Source organism: Roseibium aggregatum IAM 12614 (assembly GCF_000168975.1).
GTDB classification, from domain to species: domain Bacteria; phylum Pseudomonadota; class Alphaproteobacteria; order Rhizobiales; family Stappiaceae; genus Roseibium; species Roseibium aggregatum.
In genome coordinates, this window is the sequence record NZ_AAUW01000017.1 from 78,649 (window position 1) to 104,036 (window position 25,388).

At 60.7% G+C, this 25,388-nt stretch carries 24 protein-coding genes; 12 read left to right on the top strand and 12 right to left on the bottom strand.

The features are described from left to right. Positions 1 to 150: 150 nt before the first annotated feature. On the bottom strand, positions 151 to 528 hold the full coding sequence (locus SIAM614_RS21380; protein WP_006937827.1) for a hypothetical protein: 378 nt from the start codon (positions 526 to 528) through the stop codon (positions 151 to 153). A gap of 225 nt (positions 529 to 753) precedes the next feature. Further along, positions 754 to 2,760 (bottom strand): methylmalonyl-CoA mutase family protein, encoded by a 2,007-nt coding sequence (locus tag SIAM614_RS21385; RefSeq protein ID WP_407636311.1) that lies wholly within the window; start codon positions 2,758 to 2,760, stop codon positions 754 to 756. 276 nt (positions 2,761 to 3,036) lie between these two features. Between SIAM614_RS21385 and ccrA the strand changes: the two genes are divergently transcribed. Continuing rightward, positions 3,037 to 4,332 carry a crotonyl-CoA carboxylase/reductase gene (gene ccrA, locus SIAM614_RS21390; protein WP_006937831.1) on the top strand — a complete coding sequence of 432 codons (1,296 nt, stop codon included), beginning with the start codon at positions 3,037 to 3,039 and terminating at the stop codon, positions 4,330 to 4,332. Positions 4,333 to 4,470: 138 nt separating this feature from the next. Here the strand turns inward: ccrA and SIAM614_RS21395 are convergent, their stop codons facing one another. Then, entirely contained in the window at positions 4,471 to 5,145 is a 675-nt protein-coding gene (locus SIAM614_RS21395; protein ID WP_006937833.1) for a class I SAM-dependent methyltransferase, read from the bottom strand. Positions 5,146 to 5,424: 279 nt separating this feature from the next. Between SIAM614_RS21395 and SIAM614_RS21400 the strand changes: the two genes are divergently transcribed. Next, on the top strand, positions 5,425 to 5,961 hold the full coding sequence (locus tag SIAM614_RS21400; protein ID WP_324294003.1) for a CAP domain-containing protein: 537 nt from the start codon (positions 5,425 to 5,427) through the stop codon (positions 5,959 to 5,961). A gap of 9 nt (positions 5,962 to 5,970) precedes the next feature. Here the strand turns inward: SIAM614_RS21400 and SIAM614_RS21405 are convergent, their stop codons facing one another. Further along, positions 5,971 to 6,540 carry an SH3 domain-containing protein gene (locus SIAM614_RS21405; RefSeq protein WP_006937837.1) on the bottom strand — a complete coding sequence of 190 codons (570 nt, stop codon included), beginning with the start codon at positions 6,538 to 6,540 and terminating at the stop codon, positions 5,971 to 5,973. Between the two features lie 200 nt (positions 6,541 to 6,740). Between SIAM614_RS21405 and SIAM614_RS21410 the strand changes: the two genes are divergently transcribed. Further along, positions 6,741 to 7,232, top strand: a complete 492-nt coding sequence (locus SIAM614_RS21410; RefSeq protein ID WP_050789448.1) for a hypothetical protein — start codon at positions 6,741 to 6,743, stop codon at positions 7,230 to 7,232. Positions 7,233 to 7,254: 22 nt separating this feature from the next. Here the strand turns inward: SIAM614_RS21410 and SIAM614_RS21415 are convergent, their stop codons facing one another. After that, on the bottom strand, positions 7,255 to 7,986 hold the full coding sequence (locus SIAM614_RS21415; protein WP_006937842.1) for a glycoside hydrolase family 25 protein: 732 nt from the start codon (positions 7,984 to 7,986) through the stop codon (positions 7,255 to 7,257). A gap of 187 nt (positions 7,987 to 8,173) precedes the next feature. On the opposite strand from SIAM614_RS21415, the gene SIAM614_RS21420 reads away from it, so the two are divergent. Both SIAM614_RS21420 and xth read left to right on the top strand, forming a co-directional pair. Beyond that, on the top strand, positions 8,174 to 9,367 hold the full coding sequence (locus tag SIAM614_RS21420; RefSeq protein WP_040440799.1) for a cation:proton antiporter: 1,194 nt from the start codon (positions 8,174 to 8,176) through the stop codon (positions 9,365 to 9,367). A gap of 70 nt (positions 9,368 to 9,437) precedes the next feature. Further along, the gene (xth, locus tag SIAM614_RS21425; RefSeq protein ID WP_006937845.1) at positions 9,438 to 10,247 is read left to right on the top strand and encodes an exodeoxyribonuclease III; all 810 of its coding nucleotides are present in this window, start codon (positions 9,438 to 9,440) and stop codon (positions 10,245 to 10,247) included. 221 nt (positions 10,248 to 10,468) lie between these two features. Here the strand turns inward: xth and SIAM614_RS21430 are convergent, their stop codons facing one another. After that, positions 10,469 to 11,443 carry an NADPH:quinone oxidoreductase family protein gene (locus tag SIAM614_RS21430; RefSeq protein WP_006937847.1) on the bottom strand — a complete coding sequence of 325 codons (975 nt, stop codon included), beginning with the start codon at positions 11,441 to 11,443 and terminating at the stop codon, positions 10,469 to 10,471. Between the two features lie 165 nt (positions 11,444 to 11,608). Between SIAM614_RS21430 and SIAM614_RS21435 the strand changes: the two genes are divergently transcribed. After that, a complete protein-coding gene (locus SIAM614_RS21435) occupies positions 11,609 to 12,154 on the top strand; it encodes an RNA methyltransferase (RefSeq protein ID WP_040440800.1) in 546 nt (181 codons plus the stop codon). A 61-nt stretch (positions 12,155 to 12,215) separates the two neighbouring features. On the opposite strand, the gene SIAM614_RS21440 is transcribed toward SIAM614_RS21435, so the two are convergent. Continuing rightward, the gene (locus tag SIAM614_RS21440) at positions 12,216 to 12,788 is read right to left on the bottom strand and encodes a sigma-70 family RNA polymerase sigma factor (protein ID WP_006937852.1); all 573 of its coding nucleotides are present in this window, start codon (positions 12,786 to 12,788) and stop codon (positions 12,216 to 12,218) included. Between the two features lie 251 nt (positions 12,789 to 13,039). On the opposite strand from SIAM614_RS21440, the gene SIAM614_RS21445 reads away from it, so the two are divergent. Then, entirely contained in the window at positions 13,040 to 13,549 is a 510-nt protein-coding gene (locus SIAM614_RS21445) for an invasion associated locus B family protein (protein WP_006937854.1), read from the top strand. Between the two features lie 304 nt (positions 13,550 to 13,853). After that, complete coding sequence (gene rlmN / locus SIAM614_RS21450) at positions 13,854 to 15,077, top strand: 23S rRNA (adenine(2503)-C(2))-methyltransferase RlmN (RefSeq protein ID WP_006937855.1); 1,224 nt, start codon at positions 13,854 to 13,856, stop codon at positions 15,075 to 15,077. A 129-nt stretch (positions 15,078 to 15,206) separates the two neighbouring features. On the opposite strand, the gene SIAM614_RS21455 is transcribed toward rlmN, so the two are convergent. Together SIAM614_RS21455 and SIAM614_RS21460 are read right to left on the bottom strand one after the other, a co-directional pair. Next, positions 15,207 to 17,393, bottom strand: coding sequence for a xanthine dehydrogenase family protein molybdopterin-binding subunit (locus SIAM614_RS21455; RefSeq protein WP_006937856.1), 2,187 nt, complete (start codon positions 17,391 to 17,393; stop codon positions 15,207 to 15,209). Positions 17,394 to 17,396: 3 nt separating this feature from the next. After that, entirely contained in the window at positions 17,397 to 17,858 is a 462-nt protein-coding gene (locus SIAM614_RS21460) for a (2Fe-2S)-binding protein (RefSeq protein WP_006937858.1), read from the bottom strand. A 181-nt stretch (positions 17,859 to 18,039) separates the two neighbouring features. On the opposite strand from SIAM614_RS21460, the gene SIAM614_RS21465 reads away from it, so the two are divergent. From SIAM614_RS21465 to SIAM614_RS21475, 3 genes are all read left to right on the top strand, one after another. Then, positions 18,040 to 18,660 carry a TetR/AcrR family transcriptional regulator gene (locus SIAM614_RS21465; protein ID WP_006937859.1) on the top strand — a complete coding sequence of 207 codons (621 nt, stop codon included), beginning with the start codon at positions 18,040 to 18,042 and terminating at the stop codon, positions 18,658 to 18,660. A gap of 166 nt (positions 18,661 to 18,826) precedes the next feature. Continuing rightward, the gene (locus tag SIAM614_RS21470) at positions 18,827 to 20,047 is read left to right on the top strand and encodes an argininosuccinate synthase (protein WP_006937860.1); all 1,221 of its coding nucleotides are present in this window, start codon (positions 18,827 to 18,829) and stop codon (positions 20,045 to 20,047) included. A gap of 10 nt (positions 20,048 to 20,057) precedes the next feature. Continuing rightward, positions 20,058 to 20,741, top strand: coding sequence for a hypothetical protein (locus SIAM614_RS21475; protein ID WP_006937861.1), 684 nt, complete (start codon positions 20,058 to 20,060; stop codon positions 20,739 to 20,741). A 39-nt stretch (positions 20,742 to 20,780) separates the two neighbouring features. Here SIAM614_RS21475 and SIAM614_RS21480 read toward each other — a convergent pair whose 3' ends face one another. The 3 genes from SIAM614_RS21480 to folP all read right to left on the bottom strand — a co-directional run bounded on the left by SIAM614_RS21480 (position 20,781) and on the right by folP (position 23,245). Continuing rightward, positions 20,781 to 21,809: a phosphatase PAP2 family protein gene (locus SIAM614_RS21480; RefSeq protein ID WP_040440769.1), complete on the bottom strand. Its 1,029-nt coding sequence runs from the start codon at positions 21,807 to 21,809 to the stop codon at positions 20,781 to 20,783. A gap of 87 nt (positions 21,810 to 21,896) precedes the next feature. After that, positions 21,897 to 22,412, bottom strand: a complete 516-nt coding sequence (gene folK / locus SIAM614_RS21485) for a 2-amino-4-hydroxy-6-hydroxymethyldihydropteridine diphosphokinase (protein ID WP_006937865.1) — start codon at positions 22,410 to 22,412, stop codon at positions 21,897 to 21,899. Further along, positions 22,409 to 23,245 (bottom strand): dihydropteroate synthase, encoded by an 837-nt coding sequence (gene folP, locus SIAM614_RS21490; RefSeq protein ID WP_208984065.1) that lies wholly within the window; start codon positions 23,243 to 23,245, stop codon positions 22,409 to 22,411. Before folP ends, folK begins: the two co-directional genes overlap by 4 nt. 292 nt (positions 23,246 to 23,537) lie before the next feature. Between folP and SIAM614_RS21495 the strand changes: the two genes are divergently transcribed. After that, the gene (locus SIAM614_RS21495) at positions 23,538 to 25,112 is read left to right on the top strand and encodes an alkaline phosphatase D family protein (protein WP_040440770.1); all 1,575 of its coding nucleotides are present in this window, start codon (positions 23,538 to 23,540) and stop codon (positions 25,110 to 25,112) included. The last annotated feature ends 276 nt before the right edge of the window (positions 25,113 to 25,388 follow it).

Consider the following 25,388-nt stretch of genomic DNA (forward strand, 5'->3'; position numbering starts at 1 on the left):
AGGCCGGCCACCCGGAACGGCGGCACCTGGTGCAGCATCTGTACCAACGCGCACCGGCAGGCAAACGATAGGGTATCTCCGTTGCCGGCCATAGATACGGGTTAATACGTAACAAGCCAAGAAACTTCAACCGATTGGGCGTGGTGTCCCTCAGGTCGCGACATTCACCTCATGCGGAGGGTCACCGGCCTCGTGATCCTCATAGGCATGACGGACATTGTCTGCCGGTATCCTGTCGACCGGTCCCTGCAAGGGATGCACGGGCCCGTGGTCGATGCCCGGCTCCATGACCTGCAGCGCGGTGGCCTTGTAGGCGGCAACGCCATCCAGCACATGATTTACGGTGTGATGATCATCAATGAGAACGGCCGGATTGTCTTCGGACAGTCCGGTTTCATTTTCGTGGCGCTCTGCGGTGTCACGCTTTTTTCTGCGGTCGTAACCGGTGCCATCACCGTCACGGTCCGCTGGATACTCTGTCGCATGCGCCACGACCTGGGCCGCTTGCGGCCTTTCGATCGTCGCCATTCCGGCCTCCTGGCCCTCAGAGAATTACCGCCTTCTGGCGGAACCCTGCGATTGTTTCAACAAAGAGTTAACAAAACTTTACGCAAGGTTAACCCCCTCCACAACCAAAGGCAACGGTATCAGGCCGGCGCGAACCGGCGTCGGGAGCCTGTCCCGGCCGGCACCTCGACGAGCCGATAGAACTCGCCCACGCCCCTGCACTGACGCCTCCCAAGCGATCTCAGCTCAGGCTGCCTTTTCCGCCCGGCTGCCGACAATCCGCACAACGTCGGCCATGATGTCGGTGAGCTGGAAGTCCTTGGGTGTATAGACCGCAGCAACCCCTTGCGCCTTGAGCTGCGCTGCGTCTTCGTCCGGGATAATGCCACCGACCACCACCGGGATATCGTCCGCCCCGGCGGCCCGCAGCCTGTCCATCACATCGCGCACCAGCGCCAGATGCGAGCCGGAGAGGATCGACAGTCCGATCACGTGAACGTCTTCTTCCACCGCCGCGTTGACGATCTGCGCCGGGGTCAGGCGGATGCCTTCATAGACCACTTCCATGCCGCAATCCCGCGCCCTGACGGCAATCTGTTCCGCTCCGTTGGAATGGCCGTCGAGGCCCGGTTTGCCGACCAGAAACTTCAGCCTGCGGCCGAGTTTCTTTGAAACCGCCTCCACGTCCGAGCGAATGTCGGCCAAGGTGCCGGCATTGTCCCTAACGGCCTGACCGACACCGGTTGGCGCGCGGTATTCGCCAAAGACCTCGCGCAGGGTCCGGCCCCACTCGCCCGTCGTCGCCCCGGCCCTGGCCGCGGCAATGGAGGGTTCCATGATGTTCCGGCCTTCCTGGGCTGCTGATTTCAAGTCCGCCAGCGCAGCTTCGACAGCAGCTTGATCGCGCGCCTCGCGCCAGGCCTTGACCTTCTCGACAGCCTCTTCCTCGACATGCTCGGAAACGGTCAGGATGCCGCCGTCTTCTCCGGCAGCCAGCGGCGAAGGCTCGCTGTCCGTCCAGCGGTTCACGCCGACCACCACCTGTTCGCCGCCCTCGATGGCAGCAAGACGTGCGGAGTTGGATTCCACAAGCTGGCGCTTCATGTAGCTGCTATCGACCGCAGCAACTGCGCCGCCCATGGCATCGATCCGGGCAAGCTCTTCTCGGGCCTGCGCCTTCAGTTCCTCCACCTTCCGGGTGATTTCAGCCGACCCGTCGAAGATATCCGCATATTCCAGAAGGTCCGTCTCATAGGCGACGATCTGCTGCATCCGCAGCGACCATTGCTGATCGAACGGCCGCGGCAGGCCCAGCGCCTCGTTCCAGGCGGGAAGCTGCACGGCACGTGCACGCGCGTTCTTGGACAAGACCACCGCCAGCATCTCGATCAGGATACGGTAGACGTTGTTTTCCGGCTGCGGCTCGGTCAGGCCAAGGCTGTTGACCTGAACCCCGTAGCGGAAGCGGCGATAGCGCTCGTCCTCGACGCCGTAACGCTCCAGGCAGATCTCGTCCCACAGTTCGGTGAAGGCGCGCATCTTGCACATCTCGGTGATGAACCGCATGCCCGCGTTGACAAAAAAGGAAATACGCCCGACCGCCTTCGGGAAATCCTCCTCGGGAATCGCGCCGCTCGCCTTGATGGAATCCAGAATGGCCACAGCCGTCGCCAGCGCGAAGGAAAGTTCCTGGACCGGCGTCGCGCCTGCTTCCTGCAAATGATAGGAGCAGACGTTCATCGGGTTCCATTTGGGCATGTTGGAATAGGTCCAGGCGATCACATCGGTCGTCAGCCTGAGCGACGGTGCCGGCGGGAACACGTAGGTGCCCCGGGACAGATATTCCTTGATGATGTCGTTCTGGGTCGTGCCGGACAGAAGGCTGCGATCAGCGCCCTGTTCGTCGGCAGCGGCAATATAGAGCGACAGCAGCCAGGGCGCGGTCGCATTGATCGTCATGGAGGTGTTCATCCGCTCCAGCGGAATGTCCTGAAACAGGGTGCGCATGTCGCCCAGATGAGCCACCGGCACTCCGACCTTGCCCACTTCGCCGCGCGCCAGGGCATCGTCCGGGTCATATCCGGTCTGAGTCGGCAGGTCGAACGCGACGGACAGGCCGGTCTGACCCTTGGCAAGATTGCCACGGTACAGCTTGTTCGATTCGGCCGCTGTGGAGTGGCCCGCATAGGTCCGGAATATCCACGGACGATCCTTCTCCGGCCGGCTCTCACCCGATGCACTCATGCCACTCATCCTCCTAAGGCGTTCTGCTGCCTGTTTTTTCTTGATTTCGCAGCACCGCGTCAGCCTGTTTCTCCCGAACAGTCGGCAGTGTGCCGGAGTTTACGCGACTGCGAAACCCCAATGTGCAATGCAAAATATGCTTGGCATCAAAACGCAAGTTAAGCAATAGTCGTATAGAACGGTGATTGTTTTTGAACAATAGTTGCGCAAAATCGGGTATTTGCCCGATTACGCCTTGTGCAAATGCGAAATTCTGAGGCCCAAAAGAAGCCCTGGGAGGGGAGAATGACAGCGACCGCGGAAGCCAATGACAACCAAACGCGAGAGGGCGCGCCGGTGAAAGATCTTTATGAAATCGGAGAGATCCCGCCGCTCGGACACGTTCCCAAAAACATGTATGCCTGGACGATCCGCCGCGAGCGACACGGCCCGCCGGAAGACGCCATGAAGCTGGAAGTCGTGCCGACCTGGGAACTGGACAGCCAAGAGGTTCTGGTCCTGGTGATGGCCGCCGGCGTCAACTACAACGGCATCTGGGCAGGCCTCGGCCAGCCGATCAGCCCGTTCGACGGGCACGGCGCCGCCTACCACATTGCCGGTTCCGATGCGTCCGGCATCGTCTGGGCTGTTGGTGACAAGGTCAAGCGCTGGAAAGTCGGCGACGAAGTCGTGGTTCATTGTAACCAGGACGACGGCGACGACGAGGAATGCAACGGCGGCGACCCGATGTTCTCGACCTCCCAGAGAATCTGGGGCTACGAGACGCCGGACGGATCTTTCTCGCAGTTCACCCGCGTTCAGGCCCAGCAGCTCATGCCCCGGCCGAAGCATCTGACCTGGGAAGAAAGCGCCTGCTACACGCTGACGCTCGCAACCGCCTACCGCATGCTGTTCGGCCACCATCCGCATGAGCTGAAGCCGGGCCAGAACGTGCTCGTCTGGGGCGCTTCCGGCGGTCTCGGTTCCTATGCCATCCAGTTGATCACCGCAGCGGGCGCCAATGCCATCGGCGTCATTTCCGACGAAGACAAGCGCCAGTTTGTCATGGACCTCGGCGCCAAGGGCGTGATCAACCGCAAGGACTTCAAGTGCTGGGGCCAGTTGCCCAAGGTCGGATCGCCCGAATATGCGGACTGGTTCGCCGAAGCGCGCAAATTCGGCAAGGCGATCTGGGACATCACCGGCAAGGGCAACAACGTCGACATCGTCTTCGAACACCCTGGCGAGGCAACCTTCCCGGTCTCGGCTCTCGTGTGCAAGAAGGGCGGCATGGTCGTCATTTGCGCCGGCACCTCCGGCTTCAACTGCACCTTCGACGTCCGTTACATGTGGATGCATCAGAAGCGTCTTCAGGGGTCGCACTTCGCCCATCTGAAGCAGGCCTCGGCCGCCAACAAGCTGATGATCGAACGGCGCATCGACCCCTATATGTCCGAGGTCTTCCCCTGGGATCAGATCCCGAAGGCCCATACCAAGATGTGGAAGAACCAGCACGCGCCGGGCAACATGTCCGTCCTGGTCTGCGCGCCGACCACCGGTCTGCGCACCTATGAGGACGTTCTGGAAGCATCCACCCGCTGAACCGGTACCGCCGCCTTCGGGTCATGCCCTCAAGGCGGCGGGCTGAACGAGCTCCCTGAAAGGCTGGGGGTTTCAAGCCTCGTAAGCCTGATACAGCCTGACCAGTCCGTGTTTCATGGACTGGTCTTTTCTTTTTTGTCACCCGGCTGTGGCAACCCAGCCCCTGAAGGTGAAGGCCGCATAGAAGGTTTCGACGTCGGCAAATCCGGCCTGCCTCAGCAAATCCGCGTCCTGCTCGGGCGTCAGCACCGGCAATCGCTCCTTCATTGCGGTCAAGCCGTTTTCCGTGAGGGAGCGGGAACCACCGGATTCGGCGGAAAATGCCGCATATCTTGCCAGCCACCTGTCCTTGCCCTCTGGGTCGGTCGGGAAGCTGTGATGAACCGCGACGAAGGCCGCGCCCGGCCTCAAGCGGCGCCGGATCCCGGAAAGCGTCTTCAACCGCTCCTCCCGTGACAGAAAATGAAGCGTCAGCAGACAGGTTGCCCCGTCGAAGAACGTGTCGGGCGCATCATCAATGTACCCCTCCAGAAAGCTCACCCGCGCCCCAAGAGGGCCAAGATGATCCCGCGCCTTTTCCAGCATGTCTGCCGACGGGTCGACGCCAAGGAAACGCCAGTCCGGCTGCATCCGGGCGAAAGTCTTCAGTTCCACGCCGCCACCGGCACCAAGCACGAGGATTGTCCCGTCCGAAGGCGCCCGCTCCGCCAGCAGCAACCCCGCCATCGTGTGCATGTCGGCAAGCCCTGGCACGAGCCTTGCCGTTCTTTCCGCATATCCGGCGGTGGATGCGGCTCCGGAAAACAGGGACATGGGCACCTTTCTCAAGCAATACACAGCCAGGCGGCCCCATCCATATCAAGAGGCCGTCAACATCATGTTACTTTATATGTAACTTGAAAATCTGCATTCAAGAAACCTGTCCGAGATTTTCCTGTCCCTCCTGCATCGCCCCTGGTTGAAGGGCTTGTGCACCGGTTTCAGAAGACCCGCGCCGCAATTCTGCTCAACTGTCGTCCCATCACCTTCCCAAGTGGGGCGAATCATGTGCCTCACTGAATTTCCTTGATCCTGAGCGGGAGCTTCAACAGCGTGGCTGACAAACCGATGGTCCATCGATCCCTCAAACTCGCCCTTGCCGGCGCGCTGCTGCTCTCGGTCGCGGCCTGCATGGGAGATCGCATGCAGACGCCGCCCTTCTACGAGGACATGGCGCGTGTCGACGGTGTGGTGGATGCGGCAACGGCCGTGCAGATGATCTCGCAGTACCGGACCAACAACGGGCTGTCGCCTGTGATTGCAGATCCGCAGCTGAACTCGATTGCCAAGTCACAGGCCGACGCCATGGCAGCAGCCGGAAACGTGCAAGCCTCGCTTGCCCCGAACCAGCAACTGGCAACCCGCATGGCATCCATCGGCGAGCCTAAGACGGCCGCCGCCGAAAACGTCAGCGCCGGATACAGAACCTTCGCCGAAGCCTTTTCCGGCTGGCGGGAAAGCCCCAAGCACAATCAGGTTCTGCTGACAAAGGACGCCACCCGGCTCGGCATCGCGACGGCTTATGCGCCCAATGCCAAGCACAAGGTGTTCTGGTCACTGGTCATGGCCGCGCCGAAACCGGCGCAATAACACCTGACCTCAATAAACGCGGTGTTCGAAATACCGCTGCGGATAGCCCGGGTAGGAATCCCAGTACGGCCGGATGATGATTGGCTGCGGCGGCGCGACCACCACAGGCGGCGCGTCATAAACCGGCCCCGGAGCATAGACGGGGCCCGGCTCCACCGGCGGCGCGTACGGAGGATCGTAGGGCGGATCACCCTTGTAGACCGGCCCGCCCCGATAGGCAGGCCCTTCCGCATAGATCGGGTAATCCCGGTAGTAGCGCTGCACACCCAGGTTGATCCCCGCGCTCGGGATCGGCCGGCCGTAATAGATGCCTTCGCCGCCATAGCTGAGATATTTGCCCGAAACCCACCCCTTGACGTTGGTAAAGGCGGCATCGCACCAGCCGAAGTCGGCCGTACACCCGAAAATGGTGACGCCGCCTCCGCGCGGCACGGTGGCAATGACCGGATAATTGGTTCCAGGTCCGGCACGCATGTTGAGATTGGCCGTCGTATAGGCAATCGCCGGCCGTGATTGCGCGCCCGCCGGCAGCGCCATCATCACGATCGCGGCAAGCGCCAGCGAAAAGCGGATCAACATGTTCGAAACTCCAAAGTTCTGCGCCCCGACGCTTTCAAGAAGCGGCTAGCATCATGGCAAAAGTATAGCGCGGCAGGCATCTCGCATCCTTCTCACGCCAAATCGTGCCCGCGCCAGCTTGTGTCCAGCTTGCGTCCGATTTGCCTTGGGCCGGCATTTCAGGCTTGATAGGCGCACAAACAGCCGGGGGGCTTTGTGAAATGAAACGAATTCGACCTGTTGGGCCTGCCGTGGTGCTGGCAGCGCTATGGCTTGGCGTAACCACGCCTCAGGCTGCGGCCTTCGACGCACATGCCGGCTATTACTACCCGCAAGTCCAGACCGAGGAGGTCTATGTCTCGGCGCTGGAGCTTGCCCCGGACACCAGCAAACGGTCGCGTGCAGCCTTCGTCAGCGGCCTCGCCTCCCAAAACGCCAAGCTGGGATATCCGCCCGGATATCATTTGTTCGCCAAGGGCACCGACCTGGAAAAGCTGATTATCGTGGCAACGGGAGACGAGCGCTACGACACGCTCTTCAGGCTGCGGGCCCTGCTTGCCTCGCTCACCTCCATGGCCCGAACGACCGAGCTGTTCGCACAGTCGAAGCAGCCGCAGGAGCTGAACTTCCTCGATCTGTGCAAGCTGATCGGTTTTACCCTGGTCACGGTCAGCAACGGCAAGGACGTGACGCACCAGATCAAGGTGCGCTGACGCAAACCCGTCCGGACGGCCGTCAGCGTTTCAGCGTGCCGTTCAGCCAGTCGCGGTATTGCGATTTCGTCCCGAAAAACGCGTTCCGGTCGACATCGCCCTTGACGCCCGGCACCCGACCCTCGGCCGTATACTGCCAGAACACCCAATCGTCGCGCTGCTCATAGATGTTGTTCGGGAAACTGGCGACCGAGCGCAGCCAGAACTGCTCGTTCTTGAGCGCGCCAACCAGCCTGTCGCGGTGGAAGTCGACGGAGGAATAGATCACCGGGCGCTTGCCGTAGTGCCTTTCCATTTCGTCGAGGAAAATCTTCATGTCCCGCAGGATTTGCGGACGTTCCGGCCGTTCCCGGCAGGTCTTGGAATGGGCGTTCCATTCCATGTCGAGCACGAGCGGCAGGGCTTGCGGATCAACGGGAACGATTTCCTTCACCCAGGAAATCTGTTCTTCGACCGGACGGCAGAAATAATAGAAGTGGTAGGCCCCGCGCGGCATGCCCGCCTGGCGCGCGGCCACCCAGTTGTCGACAAAGCGCGGGTCGACGTGGTCGCCCCCTTCCGTCGCCTTGATCCAGGCAAAGGCGACACCGCCCTGCTTGGCCGCTGCCCAGTCGATATCGCCCTGCCAGCGCGACACGTCAATGCCGTGCACGGCGTAGTCTTCTGGCGTTGGATCCGGAAAGTCGTAAGCTGCGCAGGAGCTTAAAAAGATGAACCCGAAAATGGAACAAAACGATTTCACGATTGCCAGCACAGCGTCCTCGGCAGGGTTAAGAAAGGCTTTAAGTCACCGCACAAAATGCCCGGGATTTCCTAACGGAGCGTAGACGAATTCACGATTTCTCCGCATAAACACGTATCTGTTACCGTGCAGGCAATCCGAATAGGGCGGGATTGCGGCGGATCAAAGACATCCGGCCCGCTTACCCCAATCTATGAGCATGGAAATTGCGACCACACTGATCGCCATTGGCGTCCTTCTGCTGCTCGGCATGCTGGCCGACGAAATCGGCCACAGGACGCAGATGCCCCGTGTCACCCTGCTGATTCTGTGCGGACTGGCCGCCGGCCCGGCCTTTCTGGATCTCCTTCCCGAAAACCTGACGCAGCTTTACGAGATCCTGACCGTTCTGGCCCTGTCGATGGTTGCCTTCGTACTTGGCGGCAAACTGTCCAGGGTTCATCTGCAGGACAGCGGCAGAGCCGTCACGGTCGTCTCGGCCTCCGCTGTCGTTTCCACGGCGGTCATTGTCTTGGCAGGCCTCGCCCTGCTCGGCTTTCCGCTGGAACTGGCACTGATTCTGGCTGCACTGGCCACAGCAACAGATCCCGCTGCCACCAGTGACGTCATCCGCCAGTACCGCGCCAGGGGGCCCTTCACCACCATTCTGTCCGGCATCGTCGCCCTGGATGATATCTGGGGCATTCTGGTGTTCGCGTTCTGCCTCATGGGCGCCCAGGCGCTCTTGGGCGGCGACGGCTCGGGCGCTTTGCTGCATGCCGTTTGGGAAATCGCCGGATCGCTCCTGCTTGGGGCCGTTGTCGGGCTTCCCGCAGGCTATCTGTCTGGCCGTCTGCAGCCGGGCGATCCAACCCTTGCCGAGGCGCTCGGCATCGTGTTCCTGACCGCAGGTCTGGCGCTCTGGCTCGACCTGTCGTTCCTGCTCGCGGGCATTGCCTGCGGTGCCATGGTGGTCAACACGGGGCGTCACCATACAAGGCCGTTCTATGAAATCGAACACATCGAATGGCCCTTCATGATCTTCTTTTTCGTGCTCGCCGGTGCGGCGCTTCAACCGGAACTCCTGTTGAAGCTCGGCCTTCTCGGGGCCGCCTACGTTCTGCTGCGGCTTGCCGGACGCCTTGCCGGAGGCTGGCTGGGCGGCAAGCTCACCGGCGGCGCCGGAACCGACCGAAGTTATCTCTTCGGCCTGTCCCTGCTGCCCCAGGCGGGTGTCGCGCTCGGCATGGCCCTGGTCGCCGCCGAGGTGCTGCCTCAGTTTCGGGATGAAATCCTGACCGTCGCCATCGGATCGACAATCGTGTTCGAGCTGCTCGGTCCCGCCGCGACCCAGCTCGCGCTGAAACGGGCCGGCGAAACCGGCAAGGCAGCGACGGACGATCCGGAGACCTGAAATCGTTTGCACTCGGCGGCCAAATCCGTATGACTTGGCAAATCCCGCAACAAGCCTTGGCAAATTTCCCATGACAGACCGGATCAAACTCGTCACCTGGAACATCAATTCCGTGCGCTTGCGCATGCCGATTGTGGAACAGTTGATCGATGAAGTCGCACCGGATGTAATCTGCCTGCAGGAAACCAAGTGCCCAGACGCAAATTTCCCGGAAAACGCCTTCCGCAAGGCGGGATACGAGCACATGGCCATCCACGGCCAGAAGGGCTACCACGGCGTGGCGACGCTCTCCAGGCTGCCGCTCAGCAACATCGAGAAGCGTGATTTCTGCCAGGTTGGGGACAGCCGCCATGTGGCGGTGGACGTGCCCTTCAACGGCTCCAGCATCCGGTTGCATAATTTCTATGTGCCGGCAGGCGGCGACGAGCCGGACCGCACGATCAACCCGAAATTCGGCCACAAGCTCGACTTCATGAACGAGATGCTGGGATGGCTGAAAGGCGAAGAAACCGCGAAACCCGCCATTCTGGTCGGCGACCTCAACGTCGCCCCTTACGAGCACGACGTCTGGTCGCACAAGAAGCTGCTGAAGGTCGTCTCGCACACGCCGGTCGAAACGGAGCTGTTCGAACAGGTCCGCGAGGCAGGCGGCTGGCTGGACGCTATGCGCCAGTTCACGCCTCTGGACGAAAAGCTCTACACCTGGTGGAGCTACCGGGCCAAGGACTGGTCCGCCGCCGACAAGGGCCGCCGCCTCGACCATGTCTGGGTATCCCAGCCGCTCGCCCCGCACGTCAAGGGCACCACGGTCCTGCGCGACGCACGCGGCTGGGAAAAGCCGTCCGACCACGCGCCCGTGATCGCGGAATTTGCGGTCTGAGTTCGGTTTGAGCAAGCAGCCCATCCTTCGAGACAGCGCTTCGCGCTTCCTCAGGATGAGGTCATCCTTGTTGCATATCCCCTGATTTGCCAAAACCAAAGCCTCATCCTGAGGAGGACCGCAAGGTCCGTCTCGAAGGCTGGGCCGCGTACACGAAAAACCGCACCCGGACTGCCTAAACCTGGAAAAGCCTGCGCCATCGATCAGGCGCAGTGCTCGCCTCAAGGCGTCAAAATCACCTTGCCCTGCACCCGGCGCGCAGCGATTTCCTCCAGCGCCTGGGCGGTTTCTTCCAGCTTGTAGACGCCGTGGATGTGCGGCTTCAGCTTGCCCTCGCCAACCCAGGTCAGAAGCTCCTTCATGTTGCGGCGGTGACCTTCCGGGTCTCTCTCGAGCGCCGCCCCCCAGAAGACGCCGCGAATGTCGCAACCCTTCAGCATGACGATATTGAGCGGGATCTTCGGGATATCGCCCGCGGCAAAACCGATCACCAGAAATCGCCCCTCCCAGGCTGTTGCCCGGATCGCCTGTTCCGACAGATCCCCGCCGACCGGGTCGTAAACCACGTCGACGCCCTTGCCGCCAGTCAGCTCCTTCAGGGTTTCCTTGAGCGGCTGAACCGAATAGTCGACCGTCATATGCGCGCCAAGCGAGCGGGCGAAGGCGAGTTTTTCTTTAGATGAGGCGCAGGCAATCACCTTTGCCCCCATGATCGCGGCAATTTCCACCGCCGCCTGGCCGACACCACCCGATGCGCCCAGAACGGCGACCGTTTCGCCCGGTTTCAATCCGGCGCGGTCGCGGTAGGCATGCAGCGTGGTGCCATAGGTCACCGTCAGACCCGCTGCGACTTCGAAGGAAATATCATCGGGCAGCGCGACAAGATCACTCGCGGCAACCACCACTTTTTCCCGTGCAGCGCCCCAGCGCATGTAACCCACGACCCTGTCACCAGCAGAAACCCCGGTAACGCCTTCGCCCACCGTCTCGACCACACCGGCAAATTCGGCACTTGGCGAAAACGGCATCTCCGGCTTGTACTGGTACTTGCCCCTGATGATCAGCGTATCGAAGAAATTGAGCGCGCAGGCCTTTACCCGCACCACGACTTCACCCGGTCCGGCGACCGGATCGGCAATCTCTTCGACAACCAGACTGGAGGGCGGACCGAAGGTTTTGCAAAGACAGGCTTTCACGGCATCCTCATGCGTTTGAATGGGTCAAAGCGCCGGTCGCGCTGCGTTGATCAAGACGTTAGCAAGCCATGCAAGAAGCGGGAATTGGCTTTCCGGATAAGCTCAAAACTTTCAGCTCTGGCGAAAGTCGGCTATGAGGCAGCCAAATCGAAAACGGACGAACTGATGCGCGGATATTTTGCAATCGGGGCCGAGGGCCTCTCGAAACGGATGAACCTGGGCACCTTGATGCGCTCCGCCCATGCGTTCGGCGCCAATTTCTTCTTCACGGTGGATGCCGACCAAAAGCTGCGCAAGGCACCGCCCTCCGACACCTCGAAAAGCCCCGGTCACCTGCCGGTCTTCACCTGGGACAGCGTCGACACCATGGATCTGCCAAGGGGTTGCCAGCTTGTCGGCATCGAGTTGACGGACGAATCGATCGAATTGCCGAGCTTCGGTCACCCGCTTCAGGCCGCCTACGTGCTGGGCCCCGAGCGCGGGTCGCTGTCACCGCAGATGCTGGAGCGCTGCGATCATGTGGTGAAGATCCCGACCAAATTCTGCATCAACGTTGCCATGGCCGGCGCAATCGTGATGTACGACCGTCACAGGGCCCTCGGCCGCTACGCGGATCGCTCCATCACGGCAGGCGGCCCGAAAATCGAACGGCCGAAGCATGTCAGCGGCGGTCCGGTGATGCGCACGGGCCGCAAGGTTCCGGGAACCTGAGCCGGCAGCACCCAACTATCGGGTCTTCAAAATCCCGGAAAAGCAGCCGTCCCGAACCGGATCAGTCCACATCCACGGAGGAATCGGTTTCCAGAAGCTGGCGCAACCGGCCGAAGGCAAGCCTGATGCGCGATTTGACCGTCCCGAGCGGCAAACCGGTGTATTCGGCAATTTCGCTGTGGGACTGTCCTGCAAAAAAAGCCAGACGAACGACATTCCGCTGCTCTTCGGGCAACTGCGACAAAGCGGCACGCACCCGGTTTTCCCGCAGCCTTGCATCCATCTCTTCGGCGATGTCCGGCAAGGGCGTCGGCTGCAGGGAGGGATCCTCCGGATCGAGCGCCGCGGACTTCTGGCGGCGAATCCTGTCGATCCGCCGGTTACGGGCGACACGGAACAACCAGGTGCTGGCATTTGATTTTTTCGGATCGAACAAATCCGCCTTGCGCCACAACGTCATCATGACGTCCTGGGCAACTTCCTCAGCCAGAGCCTCGTCGGCTCCCTGCTTCATGAGATAACCCTTCAGGCGCGGCGCAAAGTGATCGAACAGCTCGATAAAAGCCGCCCTGTCCCGGTCTTTCGCCACTTTGACAATGAGATCGGAAAAATACTGCACCTGCGTCAAAGACAATCAATCCCCCTGCCGATCCATCTTCTTTATCAGGTTCGACATAATTCGAAAGGGGGGTCAAGCAGGTCTGCCACACTGTTGCCGCGTTTAAACGCAAAGCGATAAGATTGGTGCACGCACCGAAAACAGAAAAACAATTGCCCGGCTTCAACCCTTTCGTAACCCGCTTTAAGTTATCATTAAAGCAAGGTTTATATGTCAGACGGCAATTGAACTAAATTTGACGGAAACTCAAATCCAACGGTGTGGAGATGATGAAAGCAAAATCGCTGGTTCTGGCCATCGCAGGTCTTGCCGTTTCGAGTGCAGCGGCTTTCGCACAAACCCCGACACTTCTGAAGCAGCACAAGGACTGGGCAGCCTATGCGCTGACCAGCGGCGGCGGCAAGGTGTGCTACGCGCTCACCAAACCGACCACGTTGCTTCCCGGAGATCGTAATCACGGGGATGTATTCTTTTTCGTGACCACCCGCCCGGCGGAAGGCGTTTCGTCCGAGCCGAGCTTGCTGGTTGGTTATCCTTTCAAGGACAAATCCTCGGTCAGCGTCGATATTGACGGTAAGGGCTTCACGCTCTTCACCAACAATGACGGGGCCTGGGTCGAAAACGCTGCAACCGAAGCGCAACTGGTCGCTGCCATGAGGGCAGGCCGGGAAATGACGGTGTCCGGCGAATCCAGCCGTGGGACCCGTACCACCTACAAGTTCTCTCTGTCCGGCGTCACTGCCGCGATCGACGATTCCACCGCTGCCTGCCGCTAACGCGTTCAGGCGTTGGCTTCTCCGGCTTTCCCCTGCAATTGCAGGGCGAAAGGCCGAAGCCGGCAGGTGGTTTCCTCTCAAATTCGACTTTACCCCGGACGGGCTCCTTGGCCTTTCCGGGCCGTTGCTGTTTGGCGTAAACACGTCTGCATAGCTCCCCTGCACGTCAGCAAACTTGATTTTCAGCGCTTTTTGTGGTGTTAGGTGCGCTTGAAATCAGACCTGCGAGACAGGCACCCGGCGACCGCGCCGTCTTGTAACAAGACGCTCAACGACCTTGCCGGACGAGATTACGGATCACGACATGGCAATTACGCTCGACATCGCTCGGGACAATCCGAACGCGCAAACCGTTTCAGCCGCAGCCGCCGCCGTTCTGCCCGGCGAAGACAAGCCGACGCTGATCGGCCTGTCGCGCGAGGAACTGGGCGAGGCACTCGGCACCATCGGCGTGCCGCAGAAACAGTGGCGCATGCGCGCCTCGCAGCTCTGGCACTGGCTTTATGTGCGCGGCGTTTCCGACTTTGCGCAGATGACGAACATCGCCAAGGATCTGCGCCAGAAACTGGACGAGGCTTTCACGATTGCCCGCCCGGAAATCGTTTCCGAGCAGATCTCCGTTGACGGCACCCGCAAATGGCTGTTCCGCTTTCCGGCGCGTGGTGCCGGCCGCCCGGTCGAGGTCGAAACCGTCTATATTCCCGAAGAAGGCCGCGGCACGCTCTGCGTTTCTTCCCAGGTCGGCTGCACGCTGACCTGCACCTTCTGCCACACGGGCACCCAGAAGATGGTTCGCAATCTGACGGCTGAAGAAATTCTGTCACAGATCCTGATTGCCCGCGACCGGCTGGGTGATTTCCCGCATGCGGACACGCCTCAGGGTGCCATCGTGCCGTCCGAAGGCAGGCTGGTGACCAACATCGTCATGATGGGCATGGGTGAGCCGCTCTACAATTTCGACAACGTCAAGAAGGCGCTGCTGATCGCGTCCGATGGCGACGGCCTGTCGCTTTCCAAGCGCCGCATCACCCTGTCGACCTCCGGTGTCGTGCCGGAAATCTTCCGCACCGGTGAAGAAATCGGCTGCATGCTGGCCATCTCCCTGCATGCGGTCCGCGACGAACTGCGCGATGTGCTGGTGCCGATCAACAAGAAATGGAACATCAAGGAACTGCTGGACGCCTGCCGGCAGTATCCGGGCCTGTCCAACGCCAAGCGCATTACGTTCGAATATGTGATGCTGAAGGGCGTCAACGACAGCAACAAGGACGCGCTTGAGCTTGTGCGCCTGCTCAAGGGCATTCCGGCCAAGATCAACCTGATCCCCTTCAACCCGTGGCCAGGCACCGACTACGAATGCTCCGACTGGGAGCGGATCGAGGAATTCGCCGACATCGTCAACCGGGCCGGCTATGCCTCTCCCATCCGTACACCGCGCGGCCGCGATATATTTGCCGCCTGCGGCCAGCTCAAATCGGCGTCCGAGCGCATGCGCAAGAAGGACCGCGAGGCCCTGGCGGCCTCCTGAGGCAACCTTCCCTCCTGAACGAAAAACGGCGGCCTTTGGAGCCGCCGTTTTTGTTTGATCAGAAATCCTCAAGGCAATCTGAAAAAAAGACCGCCCGCAGGCGGCCTTTCTCTTTTCTTTTCGCAAGGCTCAGACCAGACCGGCCTTAGCCAGCGGCAGGCTGGTTGCCCATTCGCCCTTGGCAGCGGCGATCGCGTTGGCGACGGCCGGACCGATTGGCGGCGTGCCGGGCTCGCCGATACCGGTCGGCGCTTCGTTCGAGGGAACAATATGCACCTCGATCTCCGGCATGTCGGACATCCGGATCGGCTCGTAGGTGTCGAAGTTGGTTTCTTCGACAACGCCGTCAACCAGCGTCACCTGGTTGCGCAGGATAGCGCCGAGACCGTAGCCGATGCCGCCCTCGACCTGCGCGCGGATATTGTCCGGGTTGATCGGCGTGCCGCAGTCGACTGCGGCCGTCACCTTTTCCACCTTCACCGTGCCATCTTCGCGGAAGGAGATTTCCGCCACTTCCGCCACATAGGAGCCGAAGGACTTGTGCACGGCGACGCCGCGGTGACGTCCTTCAGGCAAGGGTGTGTCCCACCCGGCCTTTTCGGCAGCCAGCTTCAACACGCCCACCTTGCGCGGATCGTCCTTGATCATCTCGAGACGATAGGCAACCGGATCCTTGCTTGCTTCCTTGGCCAGACGGTCGATCATGGTTTCCATGACATAGGCCGTATGGGTGTGCCCCACCGAGCGCCACCACAGCACCGGCACCTTCGTGTCCTGGAAGGACTGGTCCATGTTCATGAGCGGGAACGCATAGGTCGTATCATGCGCGCCTTCGGTCATGTTGTGGTCGACACCGTCCTTCATCAGCATGGCTTCGAAGGGCGTGCCCTTGACGATGGACTTGGCCGCGATGTTGTACTTGAACGCCGTCACGTTGCCTTGCTCGTCAAGACCGACCCGTAGCCGGTGAGCCGACATCGGACGGTAGTATCCGCCGGCCATGTCGTCCTCACGCGTCCAGACGATCTTCACCGGAGCCGGCGCCATGCCGGCGGCCTGCATCGCCTTGGCCAGCGTGGTGATTTCCACGACCGGATGCGCATCGGCCTGAGCCCGGCGCCCGAAGGATCCACCGGCCCACAGGGTGTTGATCTTCACCTTCTCGAACGGAATGCCGAGCACGGTGGCTGCCACGTTGTGGTCGATGGTTGGGATCTGGGAAGCAAACCAGAATTCCGCTGTTTCGCCGTCGAACATCATCGCGATATCCAGCGGCTCCATCGCACCATGGGCCAGGAACGGGAAATCGTATTCCGCTTCGATGACCCTGGCCGAAGCCTCCAGTGCCGCGTCGACGTCTCCGTCCTCGCGAACCTTCACACCCGGCCTGGTGGTCATATCCTTGAGTTCCGCGATCATCGCATCGCTGGACCGGGTTTCTGCTTCGGCATCGTCCCACTCGATCTCAAGCAGGGAACGCCCCTTGATCGCCGGCCAGGTGGAGGTTGCAATCACCGCGACCCCGTTCGGGATCTGCAGCACATTGACGACACCCGGCACCTTCTTTGATTCGGCGGCGTCGAACGACTTCACCTTGCCACCAAAACGGGGCGAGCGGGCAACAACGGCAACCAGCAGATCGTCGCGCTGGAAGTCCATTGTGTAGGTCCTCGGCGCACCGACGGTCTTGTTCTTGACGTCGAGACGCGGGAAGGACTTGCCGATGTAGACCCACTGGTCCGGTGTCTTCAGCGTCGGTTCTGCCGGAACGGCCTCGTTGGCAGCAAGACCCGCCAGCTCGCCCAGGGTCGCGGACTTGTCCGCACCATGGGAAACGACACCACCAGACACGGTTATTTCACGAGCCGGAACGCTCCATTTTTTTGCGGCAGCGGCAACAATCATTGCCTTTGCCGCGGCACCGGCCTGACGATACTGCAGGAACGAGTTTGCCATGGCCGTGGAACCGCCCGTGCCCTGCACGCCGAACAGCGAATTGGCATAGACCTGCGGATTGGACGGCGCGAATTCGACAGTGACCTGCTCCCAGGAAGCGTCGAGTTCGTCGGCGACCAGACTGCACAGACCACTGGCCGTGCCCTGTCCCATGTCGAAGTGCTTGGACAGGACCACGACCGTATTGTCCGGACGGATGTGAACGAACGGCTGGATGAACTCGCCTTCAGCGGCCGAGGCGGTGGCGCGCGGCAGGTTCATGGCAAGGACGAGGCCGCCGACGGTGCCGGCGGAAATCTTCAGGAAGCTGCGCCGGGTCGGCATTGCGGCTTTCAGCGGTTGTTGCAGGAGATGCAGCATGGCTCAGGCCTCCATCTTGTCTGAAGCAAGGTGGATGGCCTTGCGGATCCGGGCATAGGTGGCGCAGCGGCATACGTTGCCGTCCATGGCGGCGTCGATGTCCTCGTCCGTCGGCTTGGGCGTTTCTGCCAGCAAGGCCGTCGCAGCCATGATCTGGCCGGACTGGCAGTAACCGCATTGCGGCACGTCCAGCTCGTTCCAGGCGGCCTGGACAGCGGCAGCCGCCTTGCCGTCGATACCTTCGATGGTGGTGATTTCGGCGCCTTCAAGGTCACCGACGAATGTCTGGCAGGAACGGATCGGGACCCCGTCCAAGTGAACCGTGCAGGCACCGCAAGAGGCGATACCGCAACCGAACTTCGTCCCCGTCATTCCCAGCTCGTCGCGTAAAGCCCACAACAGAGGGCTTTCGGGATCCGCGTCGAGCGTGCGCGTTTCCCCGTTGATTTTTAATGTCACTGACATGAGGAGGCGTCTCCTTTGGCTGGCCAATTCTGGCTAAAGGATGTAAACTACACCGTGCAGTTTAGTTCGGAACTGCACGTCTGTAAACGCCAGAGTTTACATAGGGCGCGAATTTTGGGATTAAAGAGGCGGGGGTCCTGTCGTCTGACAGATAATGCAACGGGGTAGATATGAGTAGGTAATGTCCGTATCGGATCAGAAAAAGAAGCAGATCGTTCAGGCTGCAATCGCGGAGTTTCAGGAAAAGGGCTATGCCGGAGCCAGCATGGACCGGATTTCCGAGCGAGCCCAGGTTTCCAAGCGCACGGTCTACAATCACTTTGAAAGCAAGGACGTGCTTTTCAAGGAGATCAACCAGTGCCTTGCCGACCAGATCAACTCGGCGCTTGAAGTCGCCTACGACCCGGCGGCGCCCATTCGCGACGCCCTGGTGCGTCTCGGCTGGGCCGAAGGCGAGCTGATGATCAACCCGTGTTTCATGAGCCTGGCCCGCATGGTCATGAGCGAAACGATCCGCGATCCGGCCCTGGCAGCCGATATGGACAGCCGCATGACCAAGATCTCCGTCTTTACCGAGTTCATGGAACGCGCCACCCGCGAAGGCAAGCTCACCGCCGACGACTCCTCCCTCGCAGCAAGCCAGTTTCTCGGCCTGATCAAGGCCCGCTCATTCTATCCGAACATCCACAGCGGCCGGGTGACCACCCGCCCCGAGATGGAACGGATCATCGAGGAAAGTGTCGATATGTTCCTGGCCCGATACGGCGCCAAGGCAACCGCGCAAACGGCGGCGGCACAGTAACAGGCACCCTCCGCAAATCTCCGATATGGCAGTTCGGCCCGCGTAGAACGAAACGCGACGAAATGAGTGCATCGCAGGGCTTGCGCCGTCCAGAGAACCGGCTAAATTGCCGCAAATTTTCATCGGCGGGCAACCGCCAGGAACAGCGAACTGGATTTTTCCCAAAATGGCGCATGGTGACATCAAAAAAGTCGTGCTGGCCTATTCCGGCGGCCTCGACACCTCCATCATCCTGAAATGGCTGCAGACCGAACTGGGCTGCGAAGTGGTGACCTTCACTGCCGACCTCGGCCAGGGCGAGGAACTGGAGCCGGCGCGCAAGAAAGCCGAAATGCTCGGCATCAAGGAAATCTACATCGACGACCTGCGCGAGGAATTCATCCGCGACTTCGTCTTCCCGATGTTCCGCGCCAATGCCGTCTATGAAGGCGTTTACCTGCTCGGCACCTCCATCGCCCGGCCGCTGATTTCAAAGCGGCTGATCGAGATCGCCAAGGAAACCGGCGCCGATGCGATTGCCCATGGTGCCACAGGCAAGGGCAACGACCAGGTTCGTTTCGAACTGTCCGCCTACGCCCTGAACCCGGATATCAAGGTGATCGCCCCGTGGCGCGACTGGACCTTCAAGTCCCGGACCGATCTTCTGGAATTCGCCGAACAGCACCAGATCCCGGTTCCGAAGGACAAGCGCGGCGAAGCTCCGTTCTCCGTCGACGCCAACATGCTGCACTCCTCTTCGGAAGGCAAAGTGCTGGAAGATCCGGCCGAGGAAGCACCAAATTACGTGTTCCAGCGCACGGTTGACCCGACCGAAGCTCCGGACGAAGTCACCTATATCGAGATCGGCTTCGAAAAGGGCGACGCTGTCTCCCTCAACGGCGAGAAGATGTCTCCGGCAACGCTCTTCGCAAAGCTCAACGACTATGGCCGCGACAACGGCATCGGCCGTCTCGACATGGTCGAGAACCGTTTCGTCGGCATGAAGAGCCGCGGTATCTACGAAACGCCGGGTGGCACCATCCTCCTGACGGCGCACCGCGCCATGGAATCCATCACGCTCGACCGCGGTGCCTCGCACCTGAAGGACGAACTGATGCCGCGTTACGCCGAGCTGATCTACAACGGCTTCTGGTTCTCGCCGGAGCGCGAAATGCTGCAGGCCCTGATCGACAAGAGCCAGGAGCACGTCACCGGCTCCGTCAGGCTGAAGCTCTACAAGGGCAACGTCATCCTCGTCGGCCGGTCCTCGCCCTATTCGCTCTATTCCGAAGAGCTGGTCACCTTCGAGGACGACCAGGGTGCTTACGACCAGAAGGACGCCGCCGGCTTCATCAAGCTGAATGCCCTGCGCCTGCGTACCCTCGCCAAGCGCGACCGGATCGGCTGAGATCTCTGACATGACAAGACCGGCGGCAGCAAAGCTCGAACAGGACCTTGCTGCCGCCGGTTTTTTGTTGCTCGGCGGCTTTGCGCCGGACGACAGTGTTGCGGTTCCACCTCTTGCCAGCGGCAAGCAGGCCCGAAGCCTTCTGTTGATCGGCAGCACCGGCCCCTCGATCTGGCCGCACATGACGGCAAGTCCGGAATACAGGAGCGGCCAACCCGACCCGCTCGACCGCTACACGCGGCGCAGCCTTTTGGAACTTGCCGAGGCATCCGGCTACGAACCGGTGTTTCCCTTCGAAGGCCCGCCCTATTACCCGTTCCAGCAATGGGCGATGAAGTGCGGCGGCTTCTCCCAAAGCCCCCTCGGCGTCCTCGCCCACCGCACTTACGGCCCCTGGGCCGGTTTCCGTGCGGCTTTTCTCACCGCTGAAGCCTATGCCGGGCCGGAACCGGCCGTGATGGATGGCCCCTGCCCGACCTGCACCGACGCCCCTTGCCTCACGGTTTGCCCGGTCGGTGCCGTTACGGTGCACGAAGGCTACAAGGTCACTGACTGCCGAAACCATCTGGCGACCAGCCGCGACCTGGATTGCTGGTCGGGCTGCCTGGCAAGACAGGCCTGTCCCTTTGGCCAGGAACACCGGCAAAGCCAGGCAACGGCCGGGTTTCATATGGAGAGTTTCCTGGGGCTTTAATTGCTAGTTTTGAAGTAGCGACGTTAAATGGTGGCTTCCTCAATGCCTACATTGCTCAGTGCCAAAGAGGCCCCGATAACAGGGACGCCGGGCATTCAGCACCGAGACGGCCACGGCCAAAGCACCGCCAGCAAAGAGGTCGACAAAGTAATGACCGCCGAACACCGGGGTTGCGGCTATCATGGTCACCGCGAACAATGTCACCAACCAGAACCAGCGTGTCTTGTAGAAGCCCGCGATTAGCAAGATGCCCCCAGCAGTATGGAACGATGGAAAGGCAGCAAGCCCTTCTGCGTCGAGAAGATTGACCGTAGCGCCGGATGGTTCTCGCAAGGCAAGAAGTTGTTCCACATGAGCAATACCAGGAACGCTGCTGAAACCGTCGATATGGGCTACATCGCCAAAATAGTAGGCGACGGTGGCGACCGCAGGGAAAAACATCGCTATTGAAACCGACACCGTTGCGGTGATCAAAAATATTTCGCAAAAATAGCGCGCTCGAGCAGGCCTTCCCATCAGAATCAGTGCGAGAAAACCAAACAGACTGGCACCGTCGAACCCGATATAGGCAATATGCAAAATCTTGTTCAGCAGAAAGTTATGCTGGACGAACGTGAAATAGGCCATCCAGTCGAACCCGAGCACCTTGTCCCAGTTATCAAGGAGAGGATCCGCAAGAGGAAACACTACGCTCATGGTCAAGTGGTTGAAGATACGCAACGTTGCCAGGGCGACGAATATGAAAACAATGCCTTTGAGTAACAGCTGCATCCGTTCCCGGAAAACGTCTGGAAATGTCCCCCGGAGTTTGATGTAGCAACTCAGCAGCGCGCAGACCGTGATGATCCCCCCGAACAAAATTAGTGACTTGGGATCGACGCGCGCCGTAACAAGCGTTTGAAGAACGAGCGTTGTGCCGATGACAACACTCATGAGAACAACATTGAGAACACCTGGAAAAGGCAGACTTTGTGTTTGAAAGGGCGCAGCCTCCTCGAGAGAGGCTGTCTGCGCTTGAGCAGGCGGGTCAAAATCGCCTTCATTTTTCAATCCCAGAGCGGAAGACATGTCCGCAGCACCCCGCGCAACGCATTTACAGGTTGGCGTTTTTCTATAGCTGATAGGCTTAAGATCAGGTTTCTTTCAGTTGTTCTGTCAACCGTCCAGCCTCACCACCCCATCCTGATCCGGGCAGGTTTCCAGTGCCTCCATCGCGGTGCGGCCGTCGCCCAGCGGGGCGTCGGGCCAGATTTCGGCGAGCGGGATGAGAACGAAGGCGCGGTCGCCCATGCGCGGGTGCGGGATTTCCAGGTCGTTTTCCGCAACCCTTTGCAGGCCGTAGATCAGAACATCGATATCCAGCGTCCGCGGCCCCCAGCGCACATCGCGCACGCGCCCGAGTTCGGTCTCGATATCCAGACACCGGTTCAATAGCGCCTGCGGGCTCAAGGTGGTGTCGATCACCACGCAGCAATTGCGGAAATCATCCTGCGGCACCGGCCCCCACGGCGGCGTGCGGTAGTCGGAAGAACGCGAGACCAGCATGATGCCGGGGGTTGCCTCCAGGCGGCGGATGGCTTCGTCCAGGTTGGCCTTCGGATCTCCAAGGTTGGATCCGAGCCCCAGCGCACAGCGGGTCGGGGCATCAGCCATCGCAGTATCGGCATTCATTCGACAGGGTTCCGTTCCAGGCGGGTTGCCTCGATCATACGCACGCAATCGGCATGTGGACTTACGTCATGCGCCCGCACAATCGCGGCCCCCTTCAACATGGCTGTCATGTGAACGGCAACGGACCCGAACAGCCGGTCTTCCGTCTCCGCTTCCAGCACCGCGCCGATCATGCGCTTGCGCGACGCACCGGCCAAAAGCGGCAGGCCGTGTTTCTGCAGTGTTTCGAAACGGTTCAGGACGATGAAATTCTGGTTGATGGTCTTGCCGAAGCCGAAGCCTGGATCCAGGATCTGCTTGTCCCTTGCGATTCCGGCCTTTTCCGCCAGGTTCATCGAAGTTTCGAAGAACCGGTCGATGTCCGACAGAATGTCCAGTCCAGCGTCAGCCGCAAGACGATTATGCATCATAACCACATGGACGCCGGCCTCGGCAACGACGTCCGCCATGGCCGGGTCCTTTTGCAGGCCCCACACATCATTGACGATGAGCGCCCCTGCCGCGCAGGCCCGGCGCGCGATCTCCGCCTTGTAGGTGTCGATGGAAACCGGCGTCCCCATCGCGATCACCTGATCCAGGATCGGATCGAGCCGCGACCATTCCAGATCCAGCGGTACTGGTTCCGAACCCGGCCGCGTGCTTTCGCCGCCGACATCCAGAATGTCGGCCCCTTCCAGAATCATTTCCTGCGCGCGCCGCAAGGCGGCATCCGCATTCGCGTGGCGCCCGCCATCGGAAAAGGAATCCGGGGTCACGTTCAGGATCCCCATCACGTGGGGGCGTTGGCTTCCGGCGTCGAAACGCGGCGGCTCATAGGCTGTCGGGGTCGGCATCATGGCGTCCTTTTGACGGTCAGGCACGTGTTTGGCGCGTCTGGCACCGACGGTCAAGCGGCACTAAAACGACCTCGCCCTGCTTGACCCCACCCCAAGGCTGTGGACGATCACGATTTGGAAGCAATTTGGAGGTTCAATCGTTCCGTAGCGGTTTTCTGCAATCCGAACACACCGTCATCAAAAATTCGGGAAACGGTCTTGGAACGGACATCCGTCTGTCACGGAGCTTCAGCACCTGATGTTTCGCCAAGGGACGCGCCCCAGCGGTCCCCAGCCACGGAGCTTTAAAATGTCTTCAACTGTTTCTCGACGCAATTTCCTCAAATCATCGGTCGCCACCGGTCTCGTGCTGGCTTCGCCGCTGGCCATGCCGGGCCTGTCGCGCGCCGCCTCGCGCCCGCAGATCACCCACGGTCTGCAATCCGGCGATGTTGACGCCAATTCCGGCATGATCTGGGCCCGCTCGGACCGCCCGGCGCAAATGCTGGTGGAAGTCGACACCACCGGCACTTTCGAAACGCCGCGCCGGCTCGCCCCGATCAATGCGCTTCCCGATTCGGATTTCGCCGTCAAACGGCTGCTTGAAAACCTCCCGTCCGATCAGGACATCTTCTACCGCGTCGCCTTTGCCGACCTGAATGACGTCAATGCGGTGTCAGAGCCGATGACCGGCCGCTTCCGCACGGCTCCCGCCTCCCGCCGCAACATCCGTTTCGCCTGGTCGGGCGACACTGCCGGCCAGGGCTGGGGGATCGATACCGACCGCGGCGGCATGAAAACCTATGCCACCATGGCAAAGCATCAGCCGGACTTCTTCATCCACTCCGGCGACACGATTTATGCCGATGGCCCGGTGAAGGAGACCGTCGAGCTGAAGGACGGCACCATCTGGAAGAACATCGTCACGGAAGAAAAATCCAAAGTTGCCGAAACGCTGGAAGAATATCGCGGCCAGTGGAAATACAATCTCCTGGACGAGAACCTCAAGGCGTTCAACGCACAAGTCCCGACCTTCTTCCAGTGGGACGACCACGAGGTCGTCAACAACTGGTCGTCCTCCAAGGATCTGCTGTCCGACGACCGTTACAGCGAAAAGAACATCCACCTGCTGGCCGCCCGTGCCGGCCGGGCTTTCCACGAACTGACCCCGATCCGCTACACACCGGCCGAACCGGGCCGCGTCTACCGCAAGATCGCCTATGGTCCGCTGCTGGATGTGTTCTTCCTGGACCTGCGCTCCTATCGCGGCCCGAACGGCGCCTCGATGGAAGACAGCATGACGCCGGATTCCCGCATCCTTGGCGCCGAGCAGCTTGCCTGGCTGAAGCGTGAACTGCTGAATTCCAACGCCACCTGGAAGGTCATCGCCTGCGACATGCCGATCGGCCTGATCGTCTGGGACAACTGGAAAGACCAGGCAGGTGCCGAAGCCGTCGCCAACGGCGATCATGGCGCTCCGAAAGGCCGCGAACTGGAATTTGCCGATCTGCTGCGCTTCATCAAGACAGCCGACATCGACAACATCGTCTGGCTGACCGCCGACGTGCACTACACCGCCGCGCACTACTACAATCCGGACAAGGCCCAGTTCCAGGACTTCAAACCCTTCTGGGAATTCGTCTCCGGCCCGATCCATGCAGGCACCTTCGGCCCGAATGATCTCGACATGACCTTCGGTCCGGAACTGAAATACATCAAGGCACCGACCGCCGAACAGGGCGCCAACCTGCCGCCGTCCATGGGGCTTCAGTTCTTCGGCCTGGTCGACATCGACGGCCAGAGCGAACAGCTCACCGTTCGCCTGATGGACCGCGACGACGTCGAACTGCACACCGTCACGCTGGATCCGGTTCGCAAGGCCTGATCAAGTTTTTCAAACAAAGAGCGGGCCGGGAAACCGGCCCGTTTGTTTTTCCATTCTCCCGCCCGCGCCGCGTCTCCATTCTCCCGAAAGGTCTCGGGCGAGGCAGCGTCAGGGAATTGATTGCCGGATCAAGTCCGGCAATGACGGAGAAGTTGGCAATTTGCCGGGAAAGCAGTCTTTGCCTGCCCGGCATATGACAGCGAATTTCCCGCAATGTCGCAATCATCCATCTACCCCTCACCCGCCCGCGTCATGCCATGGCTCGACCATGGCTTC

What these genes read in the sequence shown, in the direction of transcription:
- SIAM614_RS21380 (WP_006937827.1), bottom strand. Translation starts at nt 528, where the DNA reads ATGGCGACGATCGAAAGGCCGCAAGCGGCCCAGGTCGTGGCGCATGCG.
- SIAM614_RS21385 (WP_407636311.1), bottom strand. Translation starts at nt 2,760, where the DNA reads ATGAGTGGCATGAGTGCATCGGGTGAGAGCCGGCCGGAGAAGGATCGT.
- ccrA (WP_006937831.1), top strand. Translation starts at nt 3,037, where the DNA reads ATGACAGCGACCGCGGAAGCCAATGACAACCAAACGCGAGAGGGCGCG.
- SIAM614_RS21395 (WP_006937833.1), bottom strand. Translation starts at nt 5,145, where the DNA reads ATGTCCCTGTTTTCCGGAGCCGCATCCACCGCCGGATATGCGGAAAGA.
- SIAM614_RS21405 (WP_006937837.1), bottom strand. Translation starts at nt 6,540, where the DNA reads ATGTTGATCCGCTTTTCGCTGGCGCTTGCCGCGATCGTGATGATGGCG.
- SIAM614_RS21410 (WP_050789448.1), top strand. Translation starts at nt 6,741, where the DNA reads ATGAAACGAATTCGACCTGTTGGGCCTGCCGTGGTGCTGGCAGCGCTA.
- SIAM614_RS21420 (WP_040440799.1), top strand. Translation starts at nt 8,174, where the DNA reads ATGGAAATTGCGACCACACTGATCGCCATTGGCGTCCTTCTGCTGCTC.
- xth (WP_006937845.1), top strand. Translation starts at nt 9,438, where the DNA reads ATGACAGACCGGATCAAACTCGTCACCTGGAACATCAATTCCGTGCGC.
- SIAM614_RS21435 (WP_040440800.1), top strand. Translation starts at nt 11,609, where the DNA reads ATGCGCGGATATTTTGCAATCGGGGCCGAGGGCCTCTCGAAACGGATG.
- SIAM614_RS21445 (WP_006937854.1), top strand. Translation starts at nt 13,040, where the DNA reads ATGATGAAAGCAAAATCGCTGGTTCTGGCCATCGCAGGTCTTGCCGTT.
- rlmN (WP_006937855.1), top strand. Translation starts at nt 13,854, where the DNA reads ATGGCAATTACGCTCGACATCGCTCGGGACAATCCGAACGCGCAAACC.
- SIAM614_RS21455 (WP_006937856.1), bottom strand. Translation starts at nt 17,393, where the DNA reads ATGCTGCATCTCCTGCAACAACCGCTGAAAGCCGCAATGCCGACCCGG.
- SIAM614_RS21460 (WP_006937858.1), bottom strand. Translation starts at nt 17,858, where the DNA reads ATGTCAGTGACATTAAAAATCAACGGGGAAACGCGCACGCTCGACGCG.
- SIAM614_RS21465 (WP_006937859.1), top strand. Translation starts at nt 18,040, where the DNA reads ATGTCCGTATCGGATCAGAAAAAGAAGCAGATCGTTCAGGCTGCAATC.
- SIAM614_RS21470 (WP_006937860.1), top strand. Translation starts at nt 18,827, where the DNA reads ATGGCGCATGGTGACATCAAAAAAGTCGTGCTGGCCTATTCCGGCGGC.
- SIAM614_RS21475 (WP_006937861.1), top strand. Translation starts at nt 20,058, where the DNA reads ATGACAAGACCGGCGGCAGCAAAGCTCGAACAGGACCTTGCTGCCGCC.
- SIAM614_RS21480 (WP_040440769.1), bottom strand. Translation starts at nt 21,809, where the DNA reads ATGTCTTCCGCTCTGGGATTGAAAAATGAAGGCGATTTTGACCCGCCT.
- folK (WP_006937865.1), bottom strand. Translation starts at nt 22,412, where the DNA reads ATGAATGCCGATACTGCGATGGCTGATGCCCCGACCCGCTGTGCGCTG.
- folP (WP_208984065.1), bottom strand. Translation starts at nt 23,245, where the DNA reads ATGCCGACCCCGACAGCCTATGAGCCGCCGCGTTTCGACGCCGGAAGC.
- SIAM614_RS21495 (WP_040440770.1), top strand. Translation starts at nt 23,538, where the DNA reads ATGTCTTCAACTGTTTCTCGACGCAATTTCCTCAAATCATCGGTCGCC.